The sequence below is a fragment of the Arthrobacter agilis genome, from assembly GCF_030816075.1.
GTDB classification, from domain to species: domain Bacteria; phylum Actinomycetota; class Actinomycetes; order Actinomycetales; family Micrococcaceae; genus Arthrobacter_D; species Arthrobacter_D agilis_E.
The window spans coordinates 1,216,279-1,237,855 of record NZ_JAUSXO010000001.1 but is presented as its reverse complement, the minus strand read 5'-3'; the positions used below and the strand labels follow the sequence as shown (position 1 = coordinate 1,237,855).

The 21,577-nt window shown below is 71.0% G+C and carries 20 protein-coding genes and 1 pseudogene; 12 read left to right on the top strand and 9 right to left on the bottom strand.

All coding sequences use genetic code 11. The features are described from left to right. Nucleotides 1-72 precede the first annotated feature (72 nt). The 3 genes from QFZ50_RS05460 to QFZ50_RS05450 are packed head-to-tail and all read left to right on the top strand — an operon-like array spanning nucleotide 73 to nucleotide 2,041. Nucleotides 73-708: a biotin transporter BioY gene (locus tag QFZ50_RS05460; protein WP_307082658.1), complete on the top strand. Its 636-nt coding sequence runs from the start codon at nucleotides 73-75 to the stop codon at nucleotides 706-708. Then, complete coding sequence (locus QFZ50_RS05455; protein ID WP_307082655.1) at nucleotides 705-1,400, top strand: energy-coupling factor ABC transporter ATP-binding protein; 696 nt, start codon at nucleotides 705-707, stop codon at nucleotides 1,398-1,400. Before QFZ50_RS05460 ends, QFZ50_RS05455 begins: the two co-directional genes overlap by 4 nt. Then, complete coding sequence (locus tag QFZ50_RS05450) at nucleotides 1,397-2,041, top strand: energy-coupling factor transporter transmembrane component T family protein (RefSeq protein WP_307082652.1); 645 nt, start codon at nucleotides 1,397-1,399, stop codon at nucleotides 2,039-2,041. The genes QFZ50_RS05455 and QFZ50_RS05450 overlap by 4 nt, the downstream gene beginning before the upstream one ends. A gap of 183 nt (nucleotides 2,042-2,224) precedes the next feature. On the opposite strand, the gene QFZ50_RS05445 is transcribed toward QFZ50_RS05450, so the two are convergent. The 6 genes and pseudogenes from QFZ50_RS05445 to QFZ50_RS05420 form a co-directional block, all read right to left on the bottom strand. Next, the gene (locus tag QFZ50_RS05445) at nucleotides 2,225-2,554 is read right to left on the bottom strand and encodes a metal-sulfur cluster assembly factor (RefSeq protein WP_307082651.1); all 330 of its coding nucleotides are present in this window, start codon (nucleotides 2,552-2,554) and stop codon (nucleotides 2,225-2,227) included. A gap of 63 nt (nucleotides 2,555-2,617) precedes the next feature. Next, nucleotides 2,618-3,385 (bottom strand): Fe-S cluster assembly ATPase SufC, encoded by a 768-nt coding sequence (gene sufC, locus QFZ50_RS05440; protein WP_307082649.1) that lies wholly within the window; start codon nucleotides 3,383-3,385, stop codon nucleotides 2,618-2,620. A gap of 63 nt (nucleotides 3,386-3,448) precedes the next feature. After that, nucleotides 3,449-3,808 carry a non-heme iron oxygenase ferredoxin subunit gene (locus tag QFZ50_RS05435; protein ID WP_307082647.1) on the bottom strand — a complete coding sequence of 120 codons (360 nt, stop codon included), beginning with the start codon at nucleotides 3,806-3,808 and terminating at the stop codon, nucleotides 3,449-3,451. Beyond that, nucleotides 3,808-5,149 (bottom strand): annotated as a pseudogene (gene sufD / locus QFZ50_RS05430) (Fe-S cluster assembly protein SufD). The gene QFZ50_RS05435 and the pseudogene sufD overlap by 1 nt, the downstream one beginning before the upstream one ends. Nucleotides 5,150-5,151: 2 nt before the next feature. Then, complete coding sequence (gene sufB / locus QFZ50_RS05425; RefSeq protein WP_307082645.1) at nucleotides 5,152-6,624, bottom strand: Fe-S cluster assembly protein SufB; 1,473 nt, start codon at nucleotides 6,622-6,624, stop codon at nucleotides 5,152-5,154. Next, nucleotides 6,624-7,511: a helix-turn-helix transcriptional regulator gene (locus tag QFZ50_RS05420; protein ID WP_307082643.1), complete on the bottom strand. Its 888-nt coding sequence runs from the start codon at nucleotides 7,509-7,511 to the stop codon at nucleotides 6,624-6,626. Before QFZ50_RS05420 ends, sufB begins: the two co-directional genes overlap by 1 nt. A 127-nt stretch (nucleotides 7,512-7,638) precedes the next feature. On the opposite strand from QFZ50_RS05420, the gene QFZ50_RS05415 reads away from it, so the two are divergent. The 3 genes from QFZ50_RS05415 to QFZ50_RS05405 are packed head-to-tail and all read left to right on the top strand — an operon-like array spanning nucleotide 7,639 to nucleotide 10,338. Beyond that, nucleotides 7,639-8,589, top strand: a complete 951-nt coding sequence (locus tag QFZ50_RS05415; protein ID WP_307082641.1) for an ABC transporter ATP-binding protein — start codon at nucleotides 7,639-7,641, stop codon at nucleotides 8,587-8,589. Then, a complete protein-coding gene (locus tag QFZ50_RS05410) occupies nucleotides 8,586-9,362 on the top strand; it encodes an ABC transporter permease (RefSeq protein ID WP_307082639.1) in 777 nt (258 codons plus the stop codon). Before QFZ50_RS05415 ends, QFZ50_RS05410 begins: the two co-directional genes overlap by 4 nt. A gap of 4 nt (nucleotides 9,363-9,366) precedes the next feature. Further along, nucleotides 9,367-10,338 (top strand): COX15/CtaA family protein, encoded by a 972-nt coding sequence (locus QFZ50_RS05405; protein ID WP_307082637.1) that lies wholly within the window; start codon nucleotides 9,367-9,369, stop codon nucleotides 10,336-10,338. A gap of 99 nt (nucleotides 10,339-10,437) precedes the next feature. Here QFZ50_RS05405 and QFZ50_RS05400 read toward each other — a convergent pair whose 3' ends face one another. Then, nucleotides 10,438-11,337: a dihydrodipicolinate synthase family protein gene (locus tag QFZ50_RS05400; protein ID WP_307082635.1), complete on the bottom strand. Its 900-nt coding sequence runs from the start codon at nucleotides 11,335-11,337 to the stop codon at nucleotides 10,438-10,440. A gap of 66 nt (nucleotides 11,338-11,403) precedes the next feature. Next, nucleotides 11,404-12,348 (bottom strand): heme o synthase, encoded by a 945-nt coding sequence (locus tag QFZ50_RS05395; protein WP_307082632.1) that lies wholly within the window; start codon nucleotides 12,346-12,348, stop codon nucleotides 11,404-11,406. Nucleotides 12,349-12,824: 476 nt separating this feature from the next. Here QFZ50_RS05395 and tkt point away from each other — a divergent pair, with 476 nt between their 5' ends. From tkt to pgl, 6 genes are all read left to right on the top strand, one after another. Continuing rightward, nucleotides 12,825-15,011, top strand: a complete 2,187-nt coding sequence (gene tkt / locus QFZ50_RS05390) for a transketolase (RefSeq protein ID WP_307082630.1) — start codon at nucleotides 12,825-12,827, stop codon at nucleotides 15,009-15,011. A 110-nt stretch (nucleotides 15,012-15,121) separates the two neighbouring features. Further along, nucleotides 15,122-16,234 carry a transaldolase gene (gene tal / locus QFZ50_RS05385; RefSeq protein ID WP_307082627.1) on the top strand — a complete coding sequence of 371 codons (1,113 nt, stop codon included), beginning with the start codon at nucleotides 15,122-15,124 and terminating at the stop codon, nucleotides 16,232-16,234. A gap of 5 nt (nucleotides 16,235-16,239) precedes the next feature. Further along, on the top strand, nucleotides 16,240-17,886 hold the full coding sequence (locus QFZ50_RS05380; RefSeq protein WP_307082625.1) for a glucose-6-phosphate isomerase: 1,647 nt from the start codon (nucleotides 16,240-16,242) through the stop codon (nucleotides 17,884-17,886). Between the two features lie 2 nt (nucleotides 17,887-17,888). Beyond that, nucleotides 17,889-19,433 (top strand): glucose-6-phosphate dehydrogenase, encoded by a 1,545-nt coding sequence (gene zwf, locus QFZ50_RS05375; protein ID WP_307082623.1) that lies wholly within the window; start codon nucleotides 17,889-17,891, stop codon nucleotides 19,431-19,433. Then, nucleotides 19,430-20,374 carry a glucose-6-phosphate dehydrogenase assembly protein OpcA gene (locus QFZ50_RS05370; RefSeq protein WP_307082620.1) on the top strand — a complete coding sequence of 315 codons (945 nt, stop codon included), beginning with the start codon at nucleotides 19,430-19,432 and terminating at the stop codon, nucleotides 20,372-20,374. Before zwf ends, QFZ50_RS05370 begins: the two co-directional genes overlap by 4 nt. Further along, a complete protein-coding gene (gene pgl / locus QFZ50_RS05365) occupies nucleotides 20,364-21,179 on the top strand; it encodes a 6-phosphogluconolactonase (RefSeq protein ID WP_307082619.1) in 816 nt (271 codons plus the stop codon). Before QFZ50_RS05370 ends, pgl begins: the two co-directional genes overlap by 11 nt. A gap of 96 nt (nucleotides 21,180-21,275) precedes the next feature. Here pgl and secG read toward each other — a convergent pair whose 3' ends face one another. After that, the gene (gene secG, locus QFZ50_RS05360; protein ID WP_043445180.1) at nucleotides 21,276-21,527 is read right to left on the bottom strand and encodes a preprotein translocase subunit SecG; all 252 of its coding nucleotides are present in this window, start codon (nucleotides 21,525-21,527) and stop codon (nucleotides 21,276-21,278) included. Between the last annotated feature and the right edge of the window lie 50 nt (nucleotides 21,528-21,577).

Below are 21,577 nucleotides of genomic sequence, written 5' to 3'. Positions count from 1 at the left end.
GTGCGGCTGGAGGGAACCGACATATCACCGGAGTGGCCGGTGCGACTCCGGCCCGCTGAAGGAGGATGTGCCATGCAGCCAGCCGGGAAAACCGATGCTGGACCGGCCCGCAGCAGCCGGCCGTCGTCCCGCAAGCGGTGGGACACCACCGATCTCTCGCTGGTCGCGGTCTTCGCCGCCCTCATCGCCGCCCTTGCAATCCTACCCGGAATACCGGTGGGCCCGCTCGGGGTGCCCATTACCCTGCAGACGCTCGGCGTGATGCTGGCAGGGGTGGTGCTCGGACCGGCACGCGGAACGGCGGCCGTCCTGCTCTATCTCGTCGCCGGGCTGATCGGCCTCCCGGTGTTCAGCGGGTTCAGCGGAGGCTTCGGCGTGCTCGCCGGGCCGTCCGCCGGGTACCTCGTGGCATTCCCGCTCGCGGCCCTCGTCGCGGGCCTGCTGGCCGTCGCCGTCCTCCGGAGGACGCAGCGCTTCCGGACCGCACTGCTGTTCCTCGCGTGCCTCGCCGCGAGCCTCCTGACCGTCCACCCCCTCGGCATCGCGGGACTGGTGGTCAACGCGGGCCTGCCCCTGCGCGATGCGATCCTCGTGGACGCCGCCTATCTGCCCGGGGACGTGCTGAAGAATCTGCTCGCCGCGGTGCTCGCCGTGTCCGTCCACCGTGCCTTCCCGCGCCTGCTCGCCGGGCGGCGCGGGACCGCGTGATCGAGTTCAGCGGCGCGGGCGTCCGCACCGACGACGGCCGGACGCTCCTCCATCCGCTCACGCTGACGCTCGCCGAGCGGCGGATCTCGGTGATCGGCGCCAACGGCTCCGGCAAGTCCACCCTCCTGCGCCTCGTCAATGGCCTCCTCGTCCCCACCACCGGGTCGGTCCGTGTCCTCGGGCGCGACACCCAGTCCGAGGGGCGCGCCGTCCGCCGCAGCGTCGGCTTCGTGTTCACCGACCCGTTCTCCCAGCTCGTCATGCCCACGGGCCGCGAGGACGTCGAGCTGTCCCTCCGGTCCCGGAAGACGGCGGCAGCGGACCGCCGGGCGCGGGGCGAGGCGGTCCTGCGCCGCTTCGGCGTGGACCACCTCGCCGACCGCAGCATCTACGACCTCTCGGGCGGCGAACGGCAGATCCTCGCCCTCGCCGTCGTGCTCGCCGTGGAGCCGCGCGTGCTCGTCGCCGACGAGCCGACCACGCTGCTGGACCTGCGCAACGACGCCCGGGTCCGCGAGCTCATCGCCGGCCTCGACCAGCAGGTCGTCTTCACGACGCACAACCTCGACTTCGCCCTCGAGAGCGACCGCACGCTCGTCGTCGACGACGGCCGGATCGTCTTCGACGGGCCACCGGCCGAGGCCGTCGCCCACTACCGCCGTCTCGCGACGACCGGGACGGGGCGGACGTGAGGGGATACGGCAGCACCCTCGGCCTCTACCGGCCCGGCTCCGGCTTCCTGTACCGGACGCCGCTGCCGGTCAAGGCCGTCGCGGCCCTCGCCTGCACCGTCGTCGTGGTCGCCTGGCGGTCGCCGGCGACCAGCGCCGTCGCCCTCGTGCTCACCCTCGGCGCCCTGACCCTCGGAGCGCGGTGCTCCCCGGCGCGCGTCCTCAGGATGCTCCTGCCGGCGGCGCCCGTGCTGGGGATCCTCGCGCTCTATCAGGGCCTGTTCCAGGGGTGGCCGCAGGCGTTCGCCGTGGTGGGGGGCATCGCGGCATGCCTGCTCGCGGCGCGGGCCGTGACGCTGACGACGCCGCTGCAGGACCTGCTCGACGGCGTGGCGCGGCTGGCGCGGCCGTTCCGCGTGGTGGGCGCCGATCCGGAACGGTTCGCCCTGGCGCTGTCCATCATGCTGCGCAGCATCCCCTACCTCGCGGGCCTGTTCGTCGACGTCCGCGACGCGGCCCGGGCACGCGGGCTCGACCGGAATCCGCGCGTCGCGGTCACGCCGCTGGTCGTCGGCGCCGTGGCCTACGCCCACCGCACGGGTGAGGCCCTCGCCGCTCGGGGCCTGGGCGACGCCGAGGAGGACGGCCGCCAGGGCAGGTGAGGCCCGTCTGTGGCTCGGGGTGCGACCCGGGCCTCGCCGCTGCGGCACGGGCGCCGGCCCCACGTTGTGACGTCCCGGTCCCTCCCGGTCCCTCTCCTGACCGATGACGGCCCGATGACGGAAGGGCGGTCCCGGCGCATGCCGGAACCGCCCTTCCCGCGGGCAGCACGCCTGCGTTCGACCTCAGATGTTGAAGCCGAGGGCACGCATCTGGTCGCGGCCGTCCTCGGTGATCCGCTCGGGACCCCACGGCGGCATCCACACCCAGTTCAGCCGCCACTCGTCCACGACGCCGTCCAGCGCCTGGCCGACCTGCTCCTCGAGCACGTCGGTCAGCGGGCAGGCCGCGGTGGTGAGCGTCATGTCGATCAGGAGGGCGCCGTCCTCCGCGTAGTTCAGGCCGTACAGGAGACCGAGGTCCACGACGTTCACGCCGAGTTCCGGGTCGATCACGTCCCGCAGGGCTTCCTCGATGTCGTCCAGCGCGGTCTGCGCCTGCTGTACATCACTCATGCGACTCTTCCTTTCAGGCGATGGTCAAAGCGATCGGCACGCCGGGGCGCCGGGACAGTGGTCCTAGGCCTCGACCGCGGACTGCGCCGTGAACCGATCGTAGCCCTCTTCCTCGAGGCGGTCCGCGAGTTCCGGGCCACCCTCCTCGGCGATCCGGCCCGCAACGAAGACGTGCACGAAGTCCGGCTTGATGTAGCGCAGGATCCGCGTGTAGTGCGTGATGAGCAGCGTGCCCATCTCGCCCTTCGAGTGCTCGCGGTTGACTCCCTCGGAGACCACCTTCAGGGCGTCGACGTCGAGACCGGAATCGGTCTCGTCGAGGATCGAGAACTTCGGACGGAAGAGCTCCAGCTGCAGGATCTCCACGCGCTTCTTCTCGCCGCCGGAGAAGCCCTCGTTGACGTTGCGCTGGGCGAAGTCGGCGTCGATGCGCAGCTGGGCCATGGCGTTCTTGACGTCCTTGGTCCAGTGCCGCAGGCTCGGGGCTTCGCCGTCGAGCGCGGTCTTGGCCGTGCGCAGGAAGTTGGTCATGGTGACGCCGGGGACCTCGACCGGGTACTGCATGGCGAGGAAGAGGCCGGCGCGGGCGCGCTCGTCGACGCTCATGGACAGGACGTCCTCGCCGTCGAGCGTGATCGATCCGCTGTCGACCTTGTACCGGGGGTGGCCGGCGATCGTCGAGGCGAGGGTCGACTTGCCGGAGCCGTTGGGACCCATGATGGCGTGGGTCTCACCGGTGTTGATGGTCAGCGTGACGCCCTTGAGGATGGGGACGTTGCCCTGCTCGGTGTCGATGCTGACGTGCAGGTCCTTGATTTCAAGTGTGGACATCGTGTGTTCTCTCTCCTTCGCCTGCTGTGCAGGAAGTGTGCAGGAAGTGCGTGGACCGCGGCGTCAGCCGAACTGCGGCGCGGGGGCTCCGTTGGTGACCGTCGTGATGTCGACGTAGACGTTGCCGTCGTGGATCTCGAGTGCGAACACCGGGACGGGCTCGTACGCCGGGAGCTGCAGCGGCTGGCCGCTGCGCAGGTCGAACTGGGACCCGTGGCCCCAGCATTCGATGGCGCAGCCCTCGACGTCGCCCTCGGACAGCGAGATGTCCGCGTGCGAGCAGGTGTCGCCCAGTGCGTGGATCTCGCCGTCCGAATCGCGGACGATGACGACGGGATAGTCGTCGATCAGCACGCGCAGCGCCTGCTTGACCTCGATGTCGCCCACATCGCAGATCAGCTCGCCGCGGGGCCCGTCGGCCATCAGAGGTTCCCTGCCGCGAGCTCGCGCTCCACCGACTCGGAGAGCCTCTCCTCGAGGGCGGGGCACCTTGATCTGCTGGATGACCTCGGTGAGGAAGCCGCGGACCACCAGGCGGCGTGCGGCCTTCTCGGGGATGCCGCGCGCCATCAGGTAGAACAGGTGCTCGTCGTCGAAGCGCCCGGTGGCGCTGGCGTGTCCCGCACCTTCGATGAGGCCCGTCTCGATCTCGAGGTTCGGCACCGAATCGGACCGCGCGCCGTCCGTGAGGATCAGGTTGCGGTTCGTCTCGTAGGTGTCCGTCCCCTCGGCGGCCTTGCGGATCAGCACATCGCCCACCCACACGGTGTGCGCGTTGTCGCCCTGCAGCGCGCCCTTGTAGGTGACGCGGGACTTGCAGTTCGGCACGGCGTGGTCCACCAGGAGGCGCTGCTCGAGGTGCTGGCTGGCGTCGGCGAAGTACAGCCCGTACATCTCGACCTCAGCGCCGGTGGCGGTGAAGATCGACGACGGCGTGAGGCGCACGAGGTCGCCGCCGAGGCTGACCACGACGTGCTTGTAGCGGGCGTCGCGGCCCACCTTCGCCTGCTGCGAGGAGACGTGGACGGCGTCGTCGTCCCATTCCTGGACGCTCACGACGGTCAGTTCCGCGCCGTCGCCGACGACGATCTCGACGTTCTGGGCGAGGGTGGCCGAACCGGAGTGGTCCAGGACGACGACGGCCCTGGAGAAGGCCTCGGCATGGATGTGGAGGTGCTGCGCCGCAACCTCGGAGGCCGACCCGGTGATGCTGACCATGACCTCGCCGTCGGCCACCGTCTCCTTCGGGATGGTGATGACGGTCGCCTCGGAGAAGGCGTTCCACGCCGCGGCGGAGACGCGGTCCTCGGGCGTCGCCGCGGAGCCCAGGCGGGCATCGCTGCGGTCCACCGTCTCGACGGTGACGTTCCCGGCGCCGGTGACCTCGACGGCGGGGGCCGCCCCGGTAAGTTCGTCGGTGTGCAGCCCGCGGAGGCGCTTGAGCGGGGTGAACCGCCAGTCCTCCTCGAGGCCCGTGAGGGCGGGGAAGTCGGCGAGGTCGAAGGACCGGCGCCGCTCCCCGCGCGAGGCCTCGGGCACCACGGGGGCGTTGCCGTGGCTGTGCTTCTTGAGGCCGAGCTGCTCGGACCCGGTGTTCCGGGCGGAGAGGCTCTCGCCCTCCTCCGTGAACCCGTCGATCGCGGTGGAGCGGTCCGCGGCGCCCGACGGCGCGCCGAGGCGTGCCTTCTCGTCGAGGTCGCCGAGATCGGTGACCTCTCCCTCGGGGGCGGCGGGTGAAATTTCCGTGTGGGTGGTCTCAGCCATTGCTAGCCTACGGCCCCTTCCATCTGCAGTTCGATCAGCCGGTTCAGCTCGAGCGCGTACTCCATGGGCAGCTCACGGGCGATCGGCTCGATGAAGCCGCGCACGATCATGGCCATGGCCTCGTCCTCGGGGAGCCCGCGGGACATGAGGTAGAACAGCTGCTCCTCGCTGACACGCGACACCGTGGCCTCGTGGCCCATCGTCACGTCGTCCTCGCGGATGTCCACGTACGGGTACGTGTCCGAGCGGGAGATGGTGTCCACGAGCAGCGCGTCGCAGCGCACCGTGTTCGCGGAGTGCTTGGCGCCGTCGCGGACCTGGACGAGGCCGCGGTAGGCGGCCCGTCCACCGCCACGCGCCACGGACTTCGAGATGATCGAGGACTTGGTGTTCGGCGCGATGTGCACCATCTTCGAGCCGGTGTCCTGGTGCTGCCCCTCGCCGGCGAAGGCGATGGAGAGGGTCTCGCCCTTGGCGTGCTCGCCCACCAGGTACACGGCGGGGTACTTCATGGTGACCTTCGAGCCGATGTTGCCGTCGATCCACTCCATGGTGGCGCCCTCGTGCGCGATGGCGCGCTTGGTGACGAGGTTGTACACGTTGTTCGACCAGTTCTGGATGGTGGTGTACCGGACGCGGGCGCCCTTCTTGACCACGATCTCGACGACGGCCGAGTGCAGGGAGTCGGATGTGTAGATCGGGGCGGTGCAGCCCTCGATGTAGTGCACGTAGGAGTCCTCGTCCGCGATGATCAGCGTGCGCTCGAACTGGCCCATGTTCTCCGTGTTGATCCGGAAGTAGGCCTGCAGCGGGATCTCGACGTGGACGCCCTTGGGCACGTAGACGAACGACCCGCCGGACCACACGGCCGTGTTCAGCGAGGCGAACTTATTGTCGCCGACCGGGATGATCGTGCCGAAGTACTCCTTGAAGATCTCCGGATGCTCACGCAGCGCGGTGTCCGTGTCGAGGAAGATCACGCCCTGGCGCTCCAGGTCCTCGCGCAGCTGGTGGTAGACCACCTCGGACTCGTACTGGGCGGCGACGCCGGACACGAGGCGGGCGCGCTCGGCCTCGGGGATGCCGAGCTTCTCGTACGTGTTGCGGATGTCCTCGGGGAGGTCCTCCCACGTGTTCGCCTGCTTCTCGGTGGAGCGGACGAAGTACTTGATGTTGTCGAAGTCGATCCCGGAGAGATCGGCACCCCACGCGGGCATGGGCTTGCGGTCGAAGTACTTGAGGCCCTTCAGGCGGAGGTCGAGCATCCACTCGGGCTCGTTCTTCTTGGCGGAGATGTCGCGGACGACCTCCTCGCTCAGGCCGCGGCGCGCGTTGTCGCTCGCCTCGTTCTTGTCGGCCCAGCCGTACTGGTAGGTGCCGATGCCCTCGAGCTCGGGGTTCTTCTCCAGGATGTCGGTGATCACCGACTCCGGCACTGCCGAAGCAACTGGCTTGCGGTCTACTTGATCCGTCATCATGGCCTTCCTTGCTGATGGATGGATAACGTTGCTGGGTTGCTGGGGGACGCCGCGGCCGGCTCCGCCGGAGGAGCGGCGGGCCCGGAGGCGTCGGGGGTGCCCGGTGCGGGCACCGCCGTCGTCCGTCCCAGGGGTATGTGGGTGGTGCAGACGTGCCCGCCGGCGGCGAGCGTCGACAGGCGACGCACGTCGACGCCGAGCAGGCGGGCGAACACGCCGGTCTCCTGCTCGCAGAAGGCGGGGAAGGCGGAGGCGAGGCCCTGAATGGGGCAGTGCCCCTGGCAGAGCTGGACGCTGAGCATGACGGGGCGGCCTGCCGGCAGCACCCGGGTCCCGCGTCCCTGGGGCAGGCCCACGGTCTTCGTGGACCCGACGAACCCGTCGGCGCTGAGTGCGGCGGCCAGGGCGCGTGCGCGTGCCTCGAGATCGGGGCCCGCGGCCTCGACGAGGGGGCGGTAGCGCTCCTCCATGCCGGAGAACCGCAGCCGTGCGAACTCCTCGATGGCCTCGGGACCGGCCGCTGCACCGAGCTGCGCGAGGGCGGCGGTGGCGATGTCGAGGTAGTCGTTGCCCATCTTGGCCTGTCCGCGCTGGCTGAGGACATAGCGCCGTGCCGGTCGACCGGCGCCGGTCGCCGAGCTGCGTGCCTGCTTGACCTCGATGAGGCCGTCCTGCCACAGGGCGTCGAGGTGGCGGCGCATGGCCGCCGGGGTGAACCCGAGGCCGTCGCCGAGTTCGGCAGCGCTGACGGGGCCCCGTTCGAGGACCGCGGACAGCACGCGGTCGCGCGTGCGCTCGTCCGGGTCCGGCGAGACGATCTGCGCGGTCCGTCCGGCGGGAGCGCCGGCAGCAGGGTCGGAGGCAGCACGGGGTGATGCGGTCATGTCCTCTCCTCCCATCGGCGACACATTAGACAACACAAGCATGACCTAATGTATTCCGTGCCACCACTTAGGCGAGGCTACCCATCGGGAGCCCCGGACGGATTACTACCTGACGTAGAATAGAGGGGTGCCGACACCTCCTCCCGCCCTCGAGATCGACGGTCTCATCAAGGATTTCGGTCCCGTCGGCGCCCTCGACGGGCGGATGGTGCGCGTGCTCGAGGGCGTGAGCCTGAGCGCGGAGCGCGGGGCCGTGACGGTCCTCCTCGGGGCCAACGGCGCCGGGAAGACGACGACCCTCGAGTGCGCCCAGGGGCTCCAGCGGGCCGACGGCGGCACCGTGCGCCTGCTCGGCGAGGATCCCTACCGGGCGACACCGCACCTGCGCGCGAGGGTGGGCGTCATGCTTCAGGACGGCGGGCTCCCGCCGTCCGTGCGCCCGCTGGCCCTCCTGAAGCATGTCGCCTCCATGTACAGCTCACCGCTGCCGGTCGACGCCCTGGCCGAGCGCCTCGGCCTCGACGAGTTCGGCACCGTGTCCATCCGGAGGCTCTCGGGCGGGCAGAAGCAGCGCCTGGCCCTCGCCTGCGCCCTCGTGGGACGGCCCGAGGTGGTCTTCCTCGACGAGCCGAGCGCCGGTCTCGACCCGCAGTCGCGCACCATCGTGTTCGAGCTGATCCGCGAGCTGCGGGCGGACGGCCTCGCCGTCATCCTGACCACGCACCTGCTCGACGACGCCCAGAAGCTCGCGGACTACGTGTACATCCTGGAGGGCGGCCGGACCGTCGCCGAGGGCACCGTGGCGGCCCTCACCGCGGACCAGGACGCCGACGGCATGCGTGAGCTGCGCTTCGAGGCCGTGCCCGGGCTCACGATCCCGCCGGACCTCCTCCCCCACCTGCACCAGCGGGAGGACGAGCCCGGACAGTACGTCCTCCGCGGAGCCCTCACGGCCGCCGACATCGCGCATCTCGCCCGGTGGTGGGATGCGCGCGGCGTCATGCCCACGGCCATCTCCATGGCACCGCGTTCACTCGAGGACGTCTTCCTCGACATCTCCGGACGGAGCATCCGATGACCACGAGCGCCGCGGCCCGGCCATCCTCCCCCGGCACGGCGGCACCCCTCGCCGCACGCGTGCTGCGCCACGGCGGCTACGAGGCGCTGGCCATGCTCCGCAACGGCGAGCAGCTCGTGCTGGCCATCGTGCTCCCGCTCCTGGCCCTGACCGCCCTGGTGATCACGCCGCTGCTCGACGCGTACGGCCCCAGCCGCATCGACATCGCCGCTCCCGGCGTCCTCGCCCTCTGCACCATGTCCACGGCCTTCACCGGTCAGGGCATCGCCACGGGCTTCGACCGCCGGTACGGCGTCCTCCGCTTCCTCTCGACCACGCCCCTCGGGCGGTCGGGGCTGATCCTCGGCAAGGCGGTGGCCGTCGCCGCCGTCCTCGCCGTCCAGCTGGTGGTGATCGGCGGCGCCGCCCTGCTCATGGGCTGGTCGCCTCGGCCCGAGGGACTGCTCCCGGCGGCGCTCCTGCTGCTCATCGGCTCGGCAGCTTTCACGGCACTCGGCCTGCTCGTGGCCGGGACCCTTCGCCCCGAAGCCACACTCGCCGTCACCAATCTCGTGTGGATCCTGCTCGCCGCGGCGGGCGGGGTCATCATCCCGGCGGCGAGCCTGCCCGCCGCCGCCGAGCCGTTCGTCGCCGTCCTCCCGTCCGCCGCCCTGGGCGACGGGTTGCGGGACGCCCTCCTGGACGGCGTCCTCGATCCGATCCCGTGCCTGGTGCTCCTCGCCTGGGCCACCCTCGCCAGTCTGGCGGCCATCCGCTGGTTCAAATGGAGCTGAACGCATGACCTTCCCCGTCCTGTCCCGCATCCCGGACACCCTCCCCCGCACCACGACGCCGCTCGTGCGCCGGCTCGCCGTGGCGTCCCTGGTCTCGCAGATCGCCATCGTGGTCACGGGCGGCGCTGTCCGCCTCACGGCGTCCGGGCTCGGCTGCCCGGAGTGGCCGCGCTGCACGCCCGACTCGATCATCACCACCCCGGAGATGGGCTTCCACGGCGTCATCGAGTTCGGCAACCGGCTCCTGACCTTCGTGCTGGTCGTCATCGCCGTGGCGATGATCGTCGCCGTCCTCGGCATGCGGCGGGAGCGCAAGGACCTGTTCCGGCTGTCCGTCGGGCTCTTCCTGGGCATCCCCGCGCAGGCCGTCATCGGCGGCATCACGGTGTGGACCGGCCTCAATCCCTGGATCGTGGGACTCCACTTCGTCGTGTCGATGGTCCTCGTCGCGCTCGCCACGGTGCTGGTGAACCGTGCGCGGCTCACCACGGCGGACTACCGGGAACGCCGCGCACCGGCCGCGCCGCCGCTCCTGCGCCGCCTGCTCGTGATCGCGGCGGTGCTCACCTCGGTCGCCGTCCTCCTGGGGGTCGTCGTGACGGGGTCCGGCCCGCACGCCGGAGATCACGGGGCCGCGCGCAACGGGCTCGACGCGCTCCTGGTCACCCGCCTGCACGCCCTCCCGGTGTACCTGCTCGTCGCCACGGTGGCCCTTGCCGTCGTGGTCGCCTACCGCGACCGTGTCCACGGGGCACTGCGCAAGGCCCTCGTGATGCTCGCCGCCATCGTCGTCGCCCAGGGTGTCATCGGGTACACGCAGCACTTCCTGCACCTGCCGATCGCCCTCGTGGCCCTGCACATGCTCGGGGCGTCGCTGCTCATGGCCGCGGCGGTCCACGCGCTCTACACCGGGACCACCACGAAGCCGCTGCCCGCCACCGCTACCCGGGCCGGCGAGCGGCAGTCCGTGGCGTAGACGCCCTCCGCACCACCGGCGTGCGGCTCGCCCGTCATCGTGTGGTGAGTGGAGCGGCGGCCGACAGGTCGACGCCGGTCGATGCCGGCGCACCGCGCCTCAGCGGTCCTGGAACTCCGCTTCCAGGAGGTCGAGGAGGCGCCCGAGCTCGCGCAGTTCGGACCCCGGGCTCGGCAGCAGGGGCGGGCGCGGATCTCCCGCGGCGATGCCGCAGGCGCGGGCCAGCAGGTGGAGGCCGCTGATCTTCCGCAGCCCTGCCACGTGATCCACGAGGGGTCCGAGGACGGAGCGCACGCGCTCGGTCTCGGCGCGGTCCCCGGCGACGACGGCGGCGCGGAGGCGCCCGTAGTACGTCGGCAGGAGCGCGGCGGGCCCGCTGTGCCACGCGTCGGCCGCGACCTCCCCGGTCAGCATGAGCAGGTCACCGCTCACCCCGTGGCTGAAACCGTCCCCCACGAGCGGTGCGAGCTCCGCGTGCCGGGCGTTGAAGGTCTCCGCATCGGCGGCGGTGTCCTTGAACGCGACGACCTGCGGCAGGGCGGACAGCTCGGCCACCACGCGCAGCGAGTAGTCGAACTGCGTCGTGCCGGGGTTGTTGTACAGGCAGACCGGCAGATCCGTCACGGCGCACACCGCGCGCACCTGGGCCAGCACCTCGTCGTCGGTCAGGGGCACGTAGGAGACGGGAGAGAGGACGAGACCGTCGGCGCCGGCCGCCTGGGCGTCGACGGCGGCATCGAGCACCTCGCGGGTGCCGACGGAGCTGATGCCCACCGCGACGGGGAGCCGGCCGTCCATCGCCTCGATGGCGGTCCGGGCCACCTGCGCGCGTTCGGAGCGCTCCAGGTAGGCGAAGCTGCCCGAGGATCCGAGCACAGTGACGGCGTCGATCCCGGACGCGGCCAGGCCGCTCACGAGGCCGCGGAGGTCGTCGTGGCTGACGAACCCCTCGGCGTCGAACGGGGTGATGGGGTAGGCGATGAGTCCGGTGAAGTCCATGACAGCAAGCCTAGGCGGACGACGCCCGCCTCCTGCGCCGGGTCAGGCCAGGACGGCCGAGCCGGGTCAGGCCAGGACGGCCGATCCGACGAAGGGGTCGATCGCCAGGGCCAGGAACAGCACCGTCAGGTAGCTGATGGAGCCGTGGAAGACCTTCATGGCGGCCTTGGGGCTCAGCTCGCCCTGCTGGGCCAGCGAGTACAGCCGGTGGGACTCGCGGATGAACCAGGCGCCGCCGACGAGCGCCGCGACGGAGTACACCCAGCCTGCCCCCGCGGGGATCAGCAGGAGCGAGCAGGCCACCATCGCCCAGGCGTAGAGGACCACCTGGACGGACACCACGCGCGCGCCGGCGATGGCGCCGAGCATGGGGACGCTGGCCGCACGGTAGTCGTCGCCGTACTTCATGGACAGCGGCCAGTAGTGCGGGGGCGTCCACAGGAAGATGATGAGGAACAGCACGACGGCGGGCCACTCGACGGAATGCGTGACGGCGGCCCAGGCGATGAGCACGGGCATGCAGCCGGCCGCCCCGCCCCAGACGATGTTCTGCGACGTGCGGCGCTTGAGCACGAGGGTGTAGACCACGACGTACAGGAAGATCGCCGCGACGCCGAGCATCCCGGCGAGCGGGTTGGCGCCGAACCAGAGGACGGCGATCGCCACGAGGCCGAGGATCCAGGAGAAGGCGAGGGCTTCGCGCGGCGTCACCTCGCCCGTGACGAGCGGACGGTTCTCCGTGCGGTGCATGAGCTTGTCGATGTCACGGTCGATGTAGCAGTTGAAGGCGCCCGCGCTGCCGGCCGCGAGTGCGCCACCGACCATGGTCGCGAGGATGAGCCCGAGCGGCGGGAAGCCGCCCTGCGCGAAGATCATGGTGGGAAGAGTGGTCACCAGCAGAAGCTCGATCACGCGGGGCTTCGTCAGCGCGAGGTAGGCCTTCGCCTTGCGGCCGAAACCCTGACGGGCCTGCGGGGAACGTGCCGGAGCAGGGGCCTGCTGGGTCTTCACGAGGCAACACTTTCGTTTCTTTCCGGAGTAAAAGACATAGCCATCATACCCTTTTACGCTGTGTAGAAATCGGGCCCGGTCCCGCCGCCGTGCCCCTTGCGGGCCGCCGCGGTCCGTGGCGCTCCCCGCCCCTCCCTGTCGCACGGCGCGGCATGCGCGGCGCAGCCGGCCGATCCGCCGACGTCCGCGGCCGGTGCCGGGCGCGGACGGAGGGGCCGGAGCACCGCCGCGCAACCCCCGCGTACGCGGAAGGACATTCTTCGCCTCCCACGGCGCAACGCTGTCCGGAAGGGATAGTGTGGATTCGAAAGCCCGCTGTGGATGCACGTCCGGACCATGTCGTCCGGATTCCGTGCTGTCCCCGGTCGGAGCCGAACTTCGCATGATTCAACGGTGAACGGCCAGCCCGACGGCGTGCCTCGAGGTACGCCGTCGCCGGCTAGGGTGCCGTTCCGGACAGAGAGGGGCCCGGAAACGTGCCGCAGACCCAACAGCAGGAATTGACCTGGACCGAGCTCGACCAGAAGGCCGTGGACACCGTGCGTGTCCTCGCCGCCGACGCCGTCGAGAAGGTGGGCAACGGACACCCCGGGACGGCGATGAGCCTCGCCCCGGCCGCCTATCTCCTGTTCCAGCGGCTCATGCGGCACGACCCGACGGACGCCGAGTGGACCGGTCGCGACCGCTTCGTCCTCTCCCCCGGGCACACCTCGCTGACCCTCTACATCCAGCTGTTCCTCTCCGGCTACGGCCTGGAGATCGCCGACCTGCAGGCCCTGCGCACCTGGGGCTCCCTCACCCCGGGCCACCCCGAGTACCGTCACACCCGGGGCGTGGAGATCACCACGGGACCCCTCGGCCAGGGCCTGTCCACGGCGGTCGGCTTCGCCTACGGGCAGCGCCGCCAGCGCGGCATGTTCGACCCCGACGCCCCCGCCGGCACCAGCCCCTTCGACCACAACATCTGGGTCATCGCCTCCGACGGCGACCTCCAGGAGGGCGTGACGTCCGAGGCGTCCTCCCTCGCGGGCCACCAGCAGCTCGGCAGCCTCGTGGTGCTCTACGACGAGAACCACATCTCCATCGAGGACGACACGGACATCGCCTTCACCGAGGACGTGCTGAAGCGCTACGAGGCGTACGGCTGGCACACCCAGCGTGTCGACTGGACGAAGACCGGCGAGTACGTCGAGGACGTCGCCGAGCTCTACACGGCACTCCTGGCCGCGAAGAACGAGACCTCCCGGCCGAGCATCGTCTCGCTGCGCACCATCATCGGCTACCCGGCCCCGAACAAGCAGAACACGGGCAAGATCCACGGGTCCGCGCTCGGCAAGGACGAGGTCGCAGCCCTCAAGGAGGCCCTCGGCTTCGACCCGGACAAGCACTTCGACGTCGACCCCGAGGTCCTGGAGCACGCACGTGGCGTGGTGGGACGCGGCGCCGAGGCGCACAGCGCCTGGCAGGAGGGCTTCGACTCCTGGAAGGCCGGCCACGCCGAGGAGGCGGCCCTGCTGGAGCGCATCCAGGAGCGCAGGCTGCCCGACGGCTGGGAGGCGAGCCTGCCCACGTTCGAGGCGGGCAAGGACATGTCCACGCGTGCCGCGTCCGGCAAGGTCCTCACGGCGATCGGCCCCGCACTCCCCGAACTGTGGGGCGGCAGCGCCGACCTCGCCGAGTCGAACAACACCACGATCGAGGGCGCGGCGTCGTTCGTCCCCGAGAACCGGCAGACCAAGGCATGGTCCGGCGGCCCCTACGGCCGTGTGCTGCACTTCGGCATCCGCGAACACGCCGCCGCCGCGATCGTCAACGGCATCGTCATGCACAGCAGCACCCGCGCCTTCTCCGGCACCTTCCTGATCTTCAGCGACTACCAGCGCCCGGCCGTGCGCCTCGGCGCCCTCATGGGCGTCCCGGCGGTCTACGTATGGACCCACGACTCCATCGGACTCGGCGAGGACGGGCCCACGCACCAGCCGGTCGAGCAGCTCTCCTCGCTCCGCACCGTCCCGGGGCTCGACGTCGTCCGTCCCGGCGACGCGAACGAGGTGGCCGTCGCCTGGCGCACGATCCTCGAGAACACGAAGAACCCCGCCGGTATCGTGCTGACCCGCCAGAACATCCCGACGTACGAGCGCGGCGACGGCGCGGCCGAGGGCGACACCTTCGGCTCGGCCGAGGGCGTGGCCCGGGGCGGATACGTCCTCGCGGAAGCCAGGAACGGCTCCCCCGACGTCATCCTGATCGGCACCGGCTCCGAGGTCCAGCTCGCCGTCGAGGCACGCGAGGCGCTCGAAGCCCAGGGCATCGCCGCACGCGTGGTCTCCATGCCGTGCCTCGAGTGGTTCAACGCCCAGGACGCCGGCTACCGCGAGAGCGTACTGCCGCGCGCCCTCCGCGCCCGCGTCTCCGTCGAGGCCGGCGTCTCGCAGAGCTGGCACGGGATCGTCGGCGACGCCGGACGCAGCGTATCCCTGGAGCACTTCGGTGCGTCCGCCGACTACAAGACGCTCTACCGCGAGTTCGGCATCACCGCGGACGCCGTCGTGGCGGCCGCCAAGGACTCCCTCGAGGCCGTCTCCGCCGACCCGCTGGCCCCCAACGGCACGGCGGCCATGCCCTCCGGTGAGCGCGCCACCGAGACCGGCGACCAGCAGTAGCCGCTGCTGCTCCCGGGCCGGCGCGCCGGCCCGGGAGCAGCCCCGAACCTCCGTTCGATCCGTTCGATCCGTCCAGTACACATTCCGCGGAAGCGGAAAAGGAGCACACCATGACCGCATCACCCACGGCTGACCTCTCGGCCGCCGGCGTTTCCATCTGGCTCGACGACCTCTCCCGGGAACGCATCAACTCGGGCGCCTTCAAGCACCTGATCGAGGACCTGAACGTGGTCGGCGTCACGACCAACCCGAGCATCTTCGCCGCGGCGCTGAAGAAGGGCGAGTCCTACGCCTCCCAGGTCGGCGCGCTGGCCGAGGCGGGCGCCGACGTCGACCAGGCCGTCTTCGACATCACCACCCACGACGTCGCCCAGGCGTGCGACATCTTCGCGGAGGAGGCCAAGCGCACCAACGGCGCCGACGGCCGCGTCTCCATCGAGGTGGACCCGCGCCTGTCCCGGGACACGCAGGGCACGATCGCCGAGGCCAAGCGCCTGCACGCCAAGGTGCAGCGCACCAACGTCCTCATCAAGATCCCCGCCACCGTCGAGGGCCTCGAGGCCATCACGGAGACCCTGGCCGCCGGCATCAGCGTGAACGTCACCCTGATCTTCTCCCTCGAGCGCTACCGCGCCGTCATCAACGCCTTCATGCTCGGCCTCGAGCAGGCGAAGGAGAACGGCCACGACCTGTCGAAGATCACCTCCGTCGCGTCCTTCTTCGTCTCCCGCGTCGACGCCGAGATCGATGCCCGGCTCGACGCGATCGGCACCGACGAGGCCACCGCGCTCAAGGGCAAGGCCGGGCTCGCCAACGCACGCCTCGCCTACCAGATCTTCGAGGAGCAGTTCGCCACGGAGCGCTGGCAGGTCCTGAAATCCGCGGGCGCCAACCCGCAGCGCCCCCTGTGGGCGTCGACGGGCGTCAAGGACCCGACCCTCCCCGACACGCTCTACGTCGTGGGTCTCGTCGCCCCGAACGTCGTGAACACCATGCCGGAGAAGACCCTCCTGGCGACCGCCGACCACGGCGTCGTCGAGGGCGACACGGTCACCGGGACGTACGACGAATCCAACGAGCTCCTCAACCGGCTCGACGCCGTCGGGGTCTCCTACGACGAGGTCGTCGGTCAGCTCGAGACCGAGGGCCTCGACAAGTTCGTGACCAGCTGGTCGGAGCTCCTCGAGACCGTCCAGACCGCCCTCGACGCCGCGAAGGGCTGATTCCCATGGGCTCATTCGCTCTTACCGCCTCAGGGGACGCCCTCGCCGCCGTCGAGTCGGCCGTCCCCGCGCTCGTCCAGGAACGCTTCGCCTCCCGCCTCATGGCCAAGGACCCCACCCTCTGGGGCGCCGACGCCGAATCCGAGGCGTCGATCCGCCTCGGCTGGCTCGACCTCTTCGAAGGCTCCCGTGCCCTCGTACCGGACATCGCCGGTCTCCGCGCGGACCTCCTCGCCGAAGGTGTCGACCGCATCGTGCTCTGCGGGATGGGCGGCTCCTCGCTCGCACCCGAGGTCATCACGAAGGCGGCCGGCGTCCCGCTCGTCGTCCTCGACTCGACCGACCCGGAGCAGGTCCGTGCGGCCCTCGAGGAGGACCTGCAGCGCACCGCCATCGTCGTCTCCTCGAAATCCGGTTCCACCGTCGAGACCGACTCCCAGCGGCGCCTGTTCGAGCAGGCCTTCACCGACGCCGGGATCGACGCAGCCTCGCGGATCGTGATCGTCACGGATCCGGGGTCGCCGCTCGACGAGGCGTCACGCGCGGCGGGCTACCGCAAGGTGTTCAACGCGAACCCCGAGGTCGGCGGCCGCTACTCGGCGCTCACGGCCTTCGGCCTCGTCCCCTCCGGGCTCGCCGGCGCGGACATCGAGGCGCTCCTGGACGACGCCGAGGACGCCGCCGAATTCCTCGGCGACGACGTCGACGACAACGTGGGGCTGCAGCTCGGCGCCGTCCTCGGCGGCACCGCCCCGCTCCGGGACAAGATCGTGTTCGCCGACGCGGGCTCCGGCCTCCCCGGTTTCGCCGACTGGGCCGAGCAGCTCATCGCGGAGTCCACCGGCAAGCTCGGCACGGGCCTGCTGCCCGTCGTCGCCGCCAGCGGCGCTCCCGAGCTGGCCGACGTGGCCGACGACGTCCTGCCCGTCCTCCTGGCACCGTTCGACGAGGCGCCCAGCGACGAGATGACCGGCGGCACGCGCGTCACGGTCAGCGGCACGCTCGGCAGCCAGATGTTCGTCTGGGAATACGCCGTCGCCGTCGCCGGCCGGCTCCTCGGCATCAACCCGTTCGACCAGCCCGACGTCGAGGCCGCGAAGAAGGCCGCCCGCGGCCTCCTGGACGCCCAGCCGGAGCCCGCTCCGGCCGCCTTCGTCGACGGCGCCGTGGAGGTACGCGGCGACGCCGGGCTGCTCGGTTCGTCGACGACGGTCACCGAGGCGCTCGAGGCGCTCCTCGCGGCCATCCCCGCGAACGGTTACCTCTCCGTCCAGGCGTACCTCGACCGCCACCACCAGGCAGCCCTCGAGGAGATCCGCTCGCCGCTCGCGGCGGCCACGGGCCGCCCGGTGACGTTCGGCTGGGGACCGCGCTTCCTGCACTCCACCGGCCAGTACCACAAGGGCGGCTCGCCGATCGGTGCGTACCTGCAGCTCACCGGGGCGAGCAGCACGGACCTCGGGATCCCCGACCGGCCCTTCACCTTCGGGGAGCTGATCTCCGCGCAGGCCGCCGGTGACGCGCAGGTGCTCGCGGACCACGGCCGGCCGGTCCTCCGCCTCCACCTCACGGACCGCACGGCCGGCGTGGACCAGCTGCGCGCGGTCATCGCCTCCCTCGGCTCGGGCCGCTCGCAGCACGGGAACGGGTGAGCATGGCCGACAGTACGACGGCCAGGGCAGCCAACCCCCTGAGGGACCCGCGGGACCGGCGGCTGAGCCGGATCGCGGGCCCCTCCTCCCTGGTCCTGTTCGGTGTGACGGGCGACCTCGCCCGGAAGAAGCTCATGCCGGCCATCTACGATCTCGCCAACCGGGGGCTCCTGCCCCCGAGCTTCGGCCTCGTGGGCTTCGGCCGCCGCGACTGGAGCGACGAGGAGTTCGTGCAGCAGGTCCGGGAATCGGTCACGCAGTACGCGCGGACGCCGTTCAACGAGACCGTCTGGGAGCAGCTCTCGGCGGGCATCCGCTTCGTCACCGGCAACTTCGACGACGACGACGCCTTCAAGAAGCTCAGGGAGTGCCTCGACGGGCTCGACCAGAGCAGGGGCACCCGCGGCAACACCGCGTTCTACCTCTCCATCCCGCCCAAGGCGTTCGAGACGGTGTGCCAGAAGCTCTCCGAGCACGGCCTGGCGCAGCCCGACGACGGCCAGTGGCGCCGCGTGGTGATCGAGAAGCCGTTCGGGCACGACCTGGCCTCCGCGCGTGAGCTCAACAGCATCGTCGAGGAGGTCTTCCCGCCGGACGCCGTGTTCAGGATCGACCACTACCTCGGCAAGGAGACCGTCCAGAACATCCTGGCGCTGCGGTTCGCGAACCAGCTGTTCGAGCCGCTGTGGAACGCCAACTACGTCGACCACGTGCAGATCACCATGGCCGAGGACATCGGGATCGGCAGCAGGGCGGGATACTACGACGGCGTCGGCGCGGCCCGCGACGTCATCCAGAACCACCTGCTCCAGCTCCTGGCCCTCACGGCCATGGAGGAGCCCATCTCGTTCGACGCCGAGCACCTGCGCGCCGAGAAGGAGAAGGTCCTCGCGGCCGTCTCCCTGCCGGCGGACCTCGCGGGGAGGTCGGCCCGCGGACAGTACGAGGCCGGCTGGCAGGGCGGTGAGCGCGTCAACGGCTTCCTCGACGAGGAAGGAATCCCCGCCGACTCCACGACGGAGAGCTTCGCCGCGCTCCGGCTCGACATCAACACGCGCCGCTGGGCCGGTGTGCCGTTCTACCTGCGGGCGGGCAAGCGCCTGGGCCGCCGGGTCACCGAGATCGCCGTCGTCTTCAAGCGGGCCCCCAACCTGCTGTTCCGTTCCCACGACGACGCGGACTTCGGGCAGAACGCCGTCGTCATCCGGGTCCAGCCCGACGAGGGCGTGACCATCCGGTTCGGCTCGAAGGTGCCGGGCACCCAGGCCGAGGTCCGCGACGTCACGATGGACTTCGGCTACGGCCACTCGTTCACCGAGTCCAGCCCCGAGGCCTACGAACGGCTCATCCTCGACGTGCTCCTCGGCGAGCCGCCGCTCTTCCCCCGGCAGCAGGAGGTGGAGCTGTCCTGGAAGATCCTCGACCCGTTCGAGGAGCACTGGGCGTCCCTCGACGGCCAGCCCGAACCCTACGTACCGGGCAGCTGGGGTCCCGCCTCGGCGGACGCGCTGCTCGCCGCCGACGGACGCACCTGGAGGCGACCATGATCGTGGACCTGCCCGACACCACCACGTCGACGGTCTCCAAGGAGCTGATGTCCCTGCGTGACAGCGGGGGCGTCGTCGCCCTCGGTCGCGTGCTGACGCTCGTGGTCATCACCCGTTCCGGCTACGAGGAGGAGGCGATCGACGCCGCGAACGAGGCGAGCCGGGAGCACCCGTGCCGCATCATCGTCCTCGCCGAGGGGTCCGCGGACGAGCCGACCCGCCTCGACGGACAGATCCGCGTCGGTGGTGACGCCGGAGCCTCGGAGGTCATCGTCCTGCGCGGCTCCGGCGAGCTCTCCCACGAGAACGAGTCGCTCGTCTCCGCCCTCCTCCTGCCGGATGCGCCGATCGTGGCCTGGTGGCCGCACGGCGTCCCGGCGGCGGCGTCGAAGACCTCGATCGGGGGCATCGCGCACCGCAGGATCACCGATTCCGCGAACGAGGCCGATCCGACGGCGGCGCTGTTCAACATCAGCAGCACCTACACCGCCGGGGACACGGATCTCGCCTGGACGCGCCTGACCAACTGGCGCATCCAGCTCGCCGCGGTCCTGGACCAGCTCGAGGGCGACCAGCCCATCACGGCGGTCACGGTGGAGGGCGCATCCGACTCCCCCAGCACCGTGCTGCTCGCGGCGTGGCTGACGAAGGCGCTCGACGCCCCCGTCACCATCGCCGCCGGCCGGGCCGGGACGGGACTGAAGCGCGTGCGCCTGACGAGGAGCGGAGGGGACATCGAGCTCCACCGCCCCGACCAGGACGTCGCCGAGCTGTACCAGCCGAACCAGCCCATCCAGCGCATCTCGCTGCCCCGCCGGGGCCTGCGGGACTGCCTGGCGGAGGAGCTGCGGCGGCTCGATCCGGACGAGGTCTTCGGAGAAGTGATCACAGAGGGCCTGGCCCGGACCAACCTGAGGAGTGTGCGCACCAGTGAGCGCTGAGCCGAAAGTCAGTATCCATCCCTCCCAGGCGTCGCTCGCGGCGTCGGTCGCGGCACGGCTGATCACCCGCCTGGTCGACATCCAGAGCGACCGGGGGACGGCGACAGTGGTCCTCACGGGCGGTTCGATCGGCACCGCCGCCCTGCAGGCCGTGGCGGAGTCACCGGCGCACACCGCCGTCGACTGGCCGAACGTGCACTTCTGGTGGGGTGACGAGCGGTTCCTGCGCGCCGAGGACCCCGACCGCAACGCCGTCCAGGCGCGCGCCGCGCTGCTGGACCGCATCGCCGCCGACCCGGTGAAGATCCACGAGTTCGGGTCCAAGGACGAGTTCCCCGACGAGGACGCGGCCGCCGCCGACTACGCGGAGCAGCTGGCCGCCGCGGCGCGCGCCGAGCTCGCGGCGGACCCGGACACGGTCCAGGCGGATCCGCGGCTGCCCTGCTTCGACATCCTCCTCCTCGGGGTCGGACCGGACGCGCACGTCGCGTCGCTGTTCCCCGAGATGGCGGGTATCCGCACCAGAGGCGTGACGACGGTGGGCGTGCCCGACGCGCCGAAGCCTCCGCCGCAGCGGATCTCCCTCACCCTCGAGGCGATCACCACGGCGCAGGAGGTGTGGCTGTCCGTCAGCGGCAGTGACAAGGCGGGCGCCGTGGGTCTCGCACTCGCCGGAGCAGGCCATGTCCAGGTACCCGCCGCCGGGGCCCGGGGCCGGAAGAAGACCCTGTGGCTGATCGACCAGGACGCCGCGCAGAAGCTGCCGGGCCGCCTCATCGACCACGACGACGAGGCGGCGGGCTGACCCGTCCCGCGCCCGATGCGGCGGTCCCCGTTCACGACGAAGCCCCCGTTCCCGGAAGGGAACGGGGGCTTCGTCGTCCGGAGGTCCGGAGGGGTCCTAGGACTCGCCGGCGAACCGCTGGATGAGGCCGAGGGCCACGATGACCACGCCCCATGCCAGTCCGAGGGCCACGGTGAACCGGTTGAGGTTCCGCTCCGCCACACCCGAGGAGCCCATGCTCGAGGTCATGCCGCCGCCGAACATGTCCGACATGCCGCCGCCACGCCCCTTGTGGAGCAGGATCAGCAGGGTCAGCAGGAGGCTGGTGATCCCGAGCAGGACGAGCAGGATGATACGAAGGATTTCCACGGGGCCCTTTCAAGGCTCGGTAGCCGCTGTCTGAAGCGGCCGGCGCACGG

Excerpts from the sequence above, each read along its gene's own strand:
- sufB (WP_307082645.1), bottom strand. The coding sequence starts at position 6,624 with ATGACGGATCAAGTAGACCGCAAGCCAGTTGCTTCGGCAGTGCCGGAG.
- QFZ50_RS05380 (WP_307082625.1), top strand. The coding sequence starts at position 16,240 with ATGGGCTCATTCGCTCTTACCGCCTCAGGGGACGCCCTCGCCGCCGTC.
- QFZ50_RS05370 (WP_307082620.1), top strand. The coding sequence starts at position 19,430 with ATGATCGTGGACCTGCCCGACACCACCACGTCGACGGTCTCCAAGGAG.
- QFZ50_RS05445 (WP_307082651.1), bottom strand. The coding sequence starts at position 2,554 with ATGAGTGATGTACAGCAGGCGCAGACCGCGCTGGACGACATCGAGGAA.
- QFZ50_RS05405 (WP_307082637.1), top strand. The coding sequence starts at position 9,367 with ATGACCTTCCCCGTCCTGTCCCGCATCCCGGACACCCTCCCCCGCACC.
- QFZ50_RS05410 (WP_307082639.1), top strand. The coding sequence starts at position 8,586 with ATGACCACGAGCGCCGCGGCCCGGCCATCCTCCCCCGGCACGGCGGCA.
- zwf (WP_307082623.1), top strand. The coding sequence starts at position 17,889 with ATGGCCGACAGTACGACGGCCAGGGCAGCCAACCCCCTGAGGGACCCG.
- QFZ50_RS05460 (WP_307082658.1), top strand. The coding sequence starts at position 73 with ATGCAGCCAGCCGGGAAAACCGATGCTGGACCGGCCCGCAGCAGCCGG.
- tal (WP_307082627.1), top strand. The coding sequence starts at position 15,122 with ATGACCGCATCACCCACGGCTGACCTCTCGGCCGCCGGCGTTTCCATC.
- QFZ50_RS05420 (WP_307082643.1), bottom strand. The coding sequence starts at position 7,511 with ATGACCGCATCACCCCGTGCTGCCTCCGACCCTGCTGCCGGCGCTCCC.
- sufC (WP_307082649.1), bottom strand. The coding sequence starts at position 3,385 with ATGTCCACACTTGAAATCAAGGACCTGCACGTCAGCATCGACACCGAG.
- QFZ50_RS05435 (WP_307082647.1), bottom strand. The coding sequence starts at position 3,808 with ATGGCCGACGGGCCCCGCGGCGAGCTGATCTGCGATGTGGGCGACATC.
- QFZ50_RS05400 (WP_307082635.1), bottom strand. The coding sequence starts at position 11,337 with ATGGACTTCACCGGACTCATCGCCTACCCCATCACCCCGTTCGACGCC.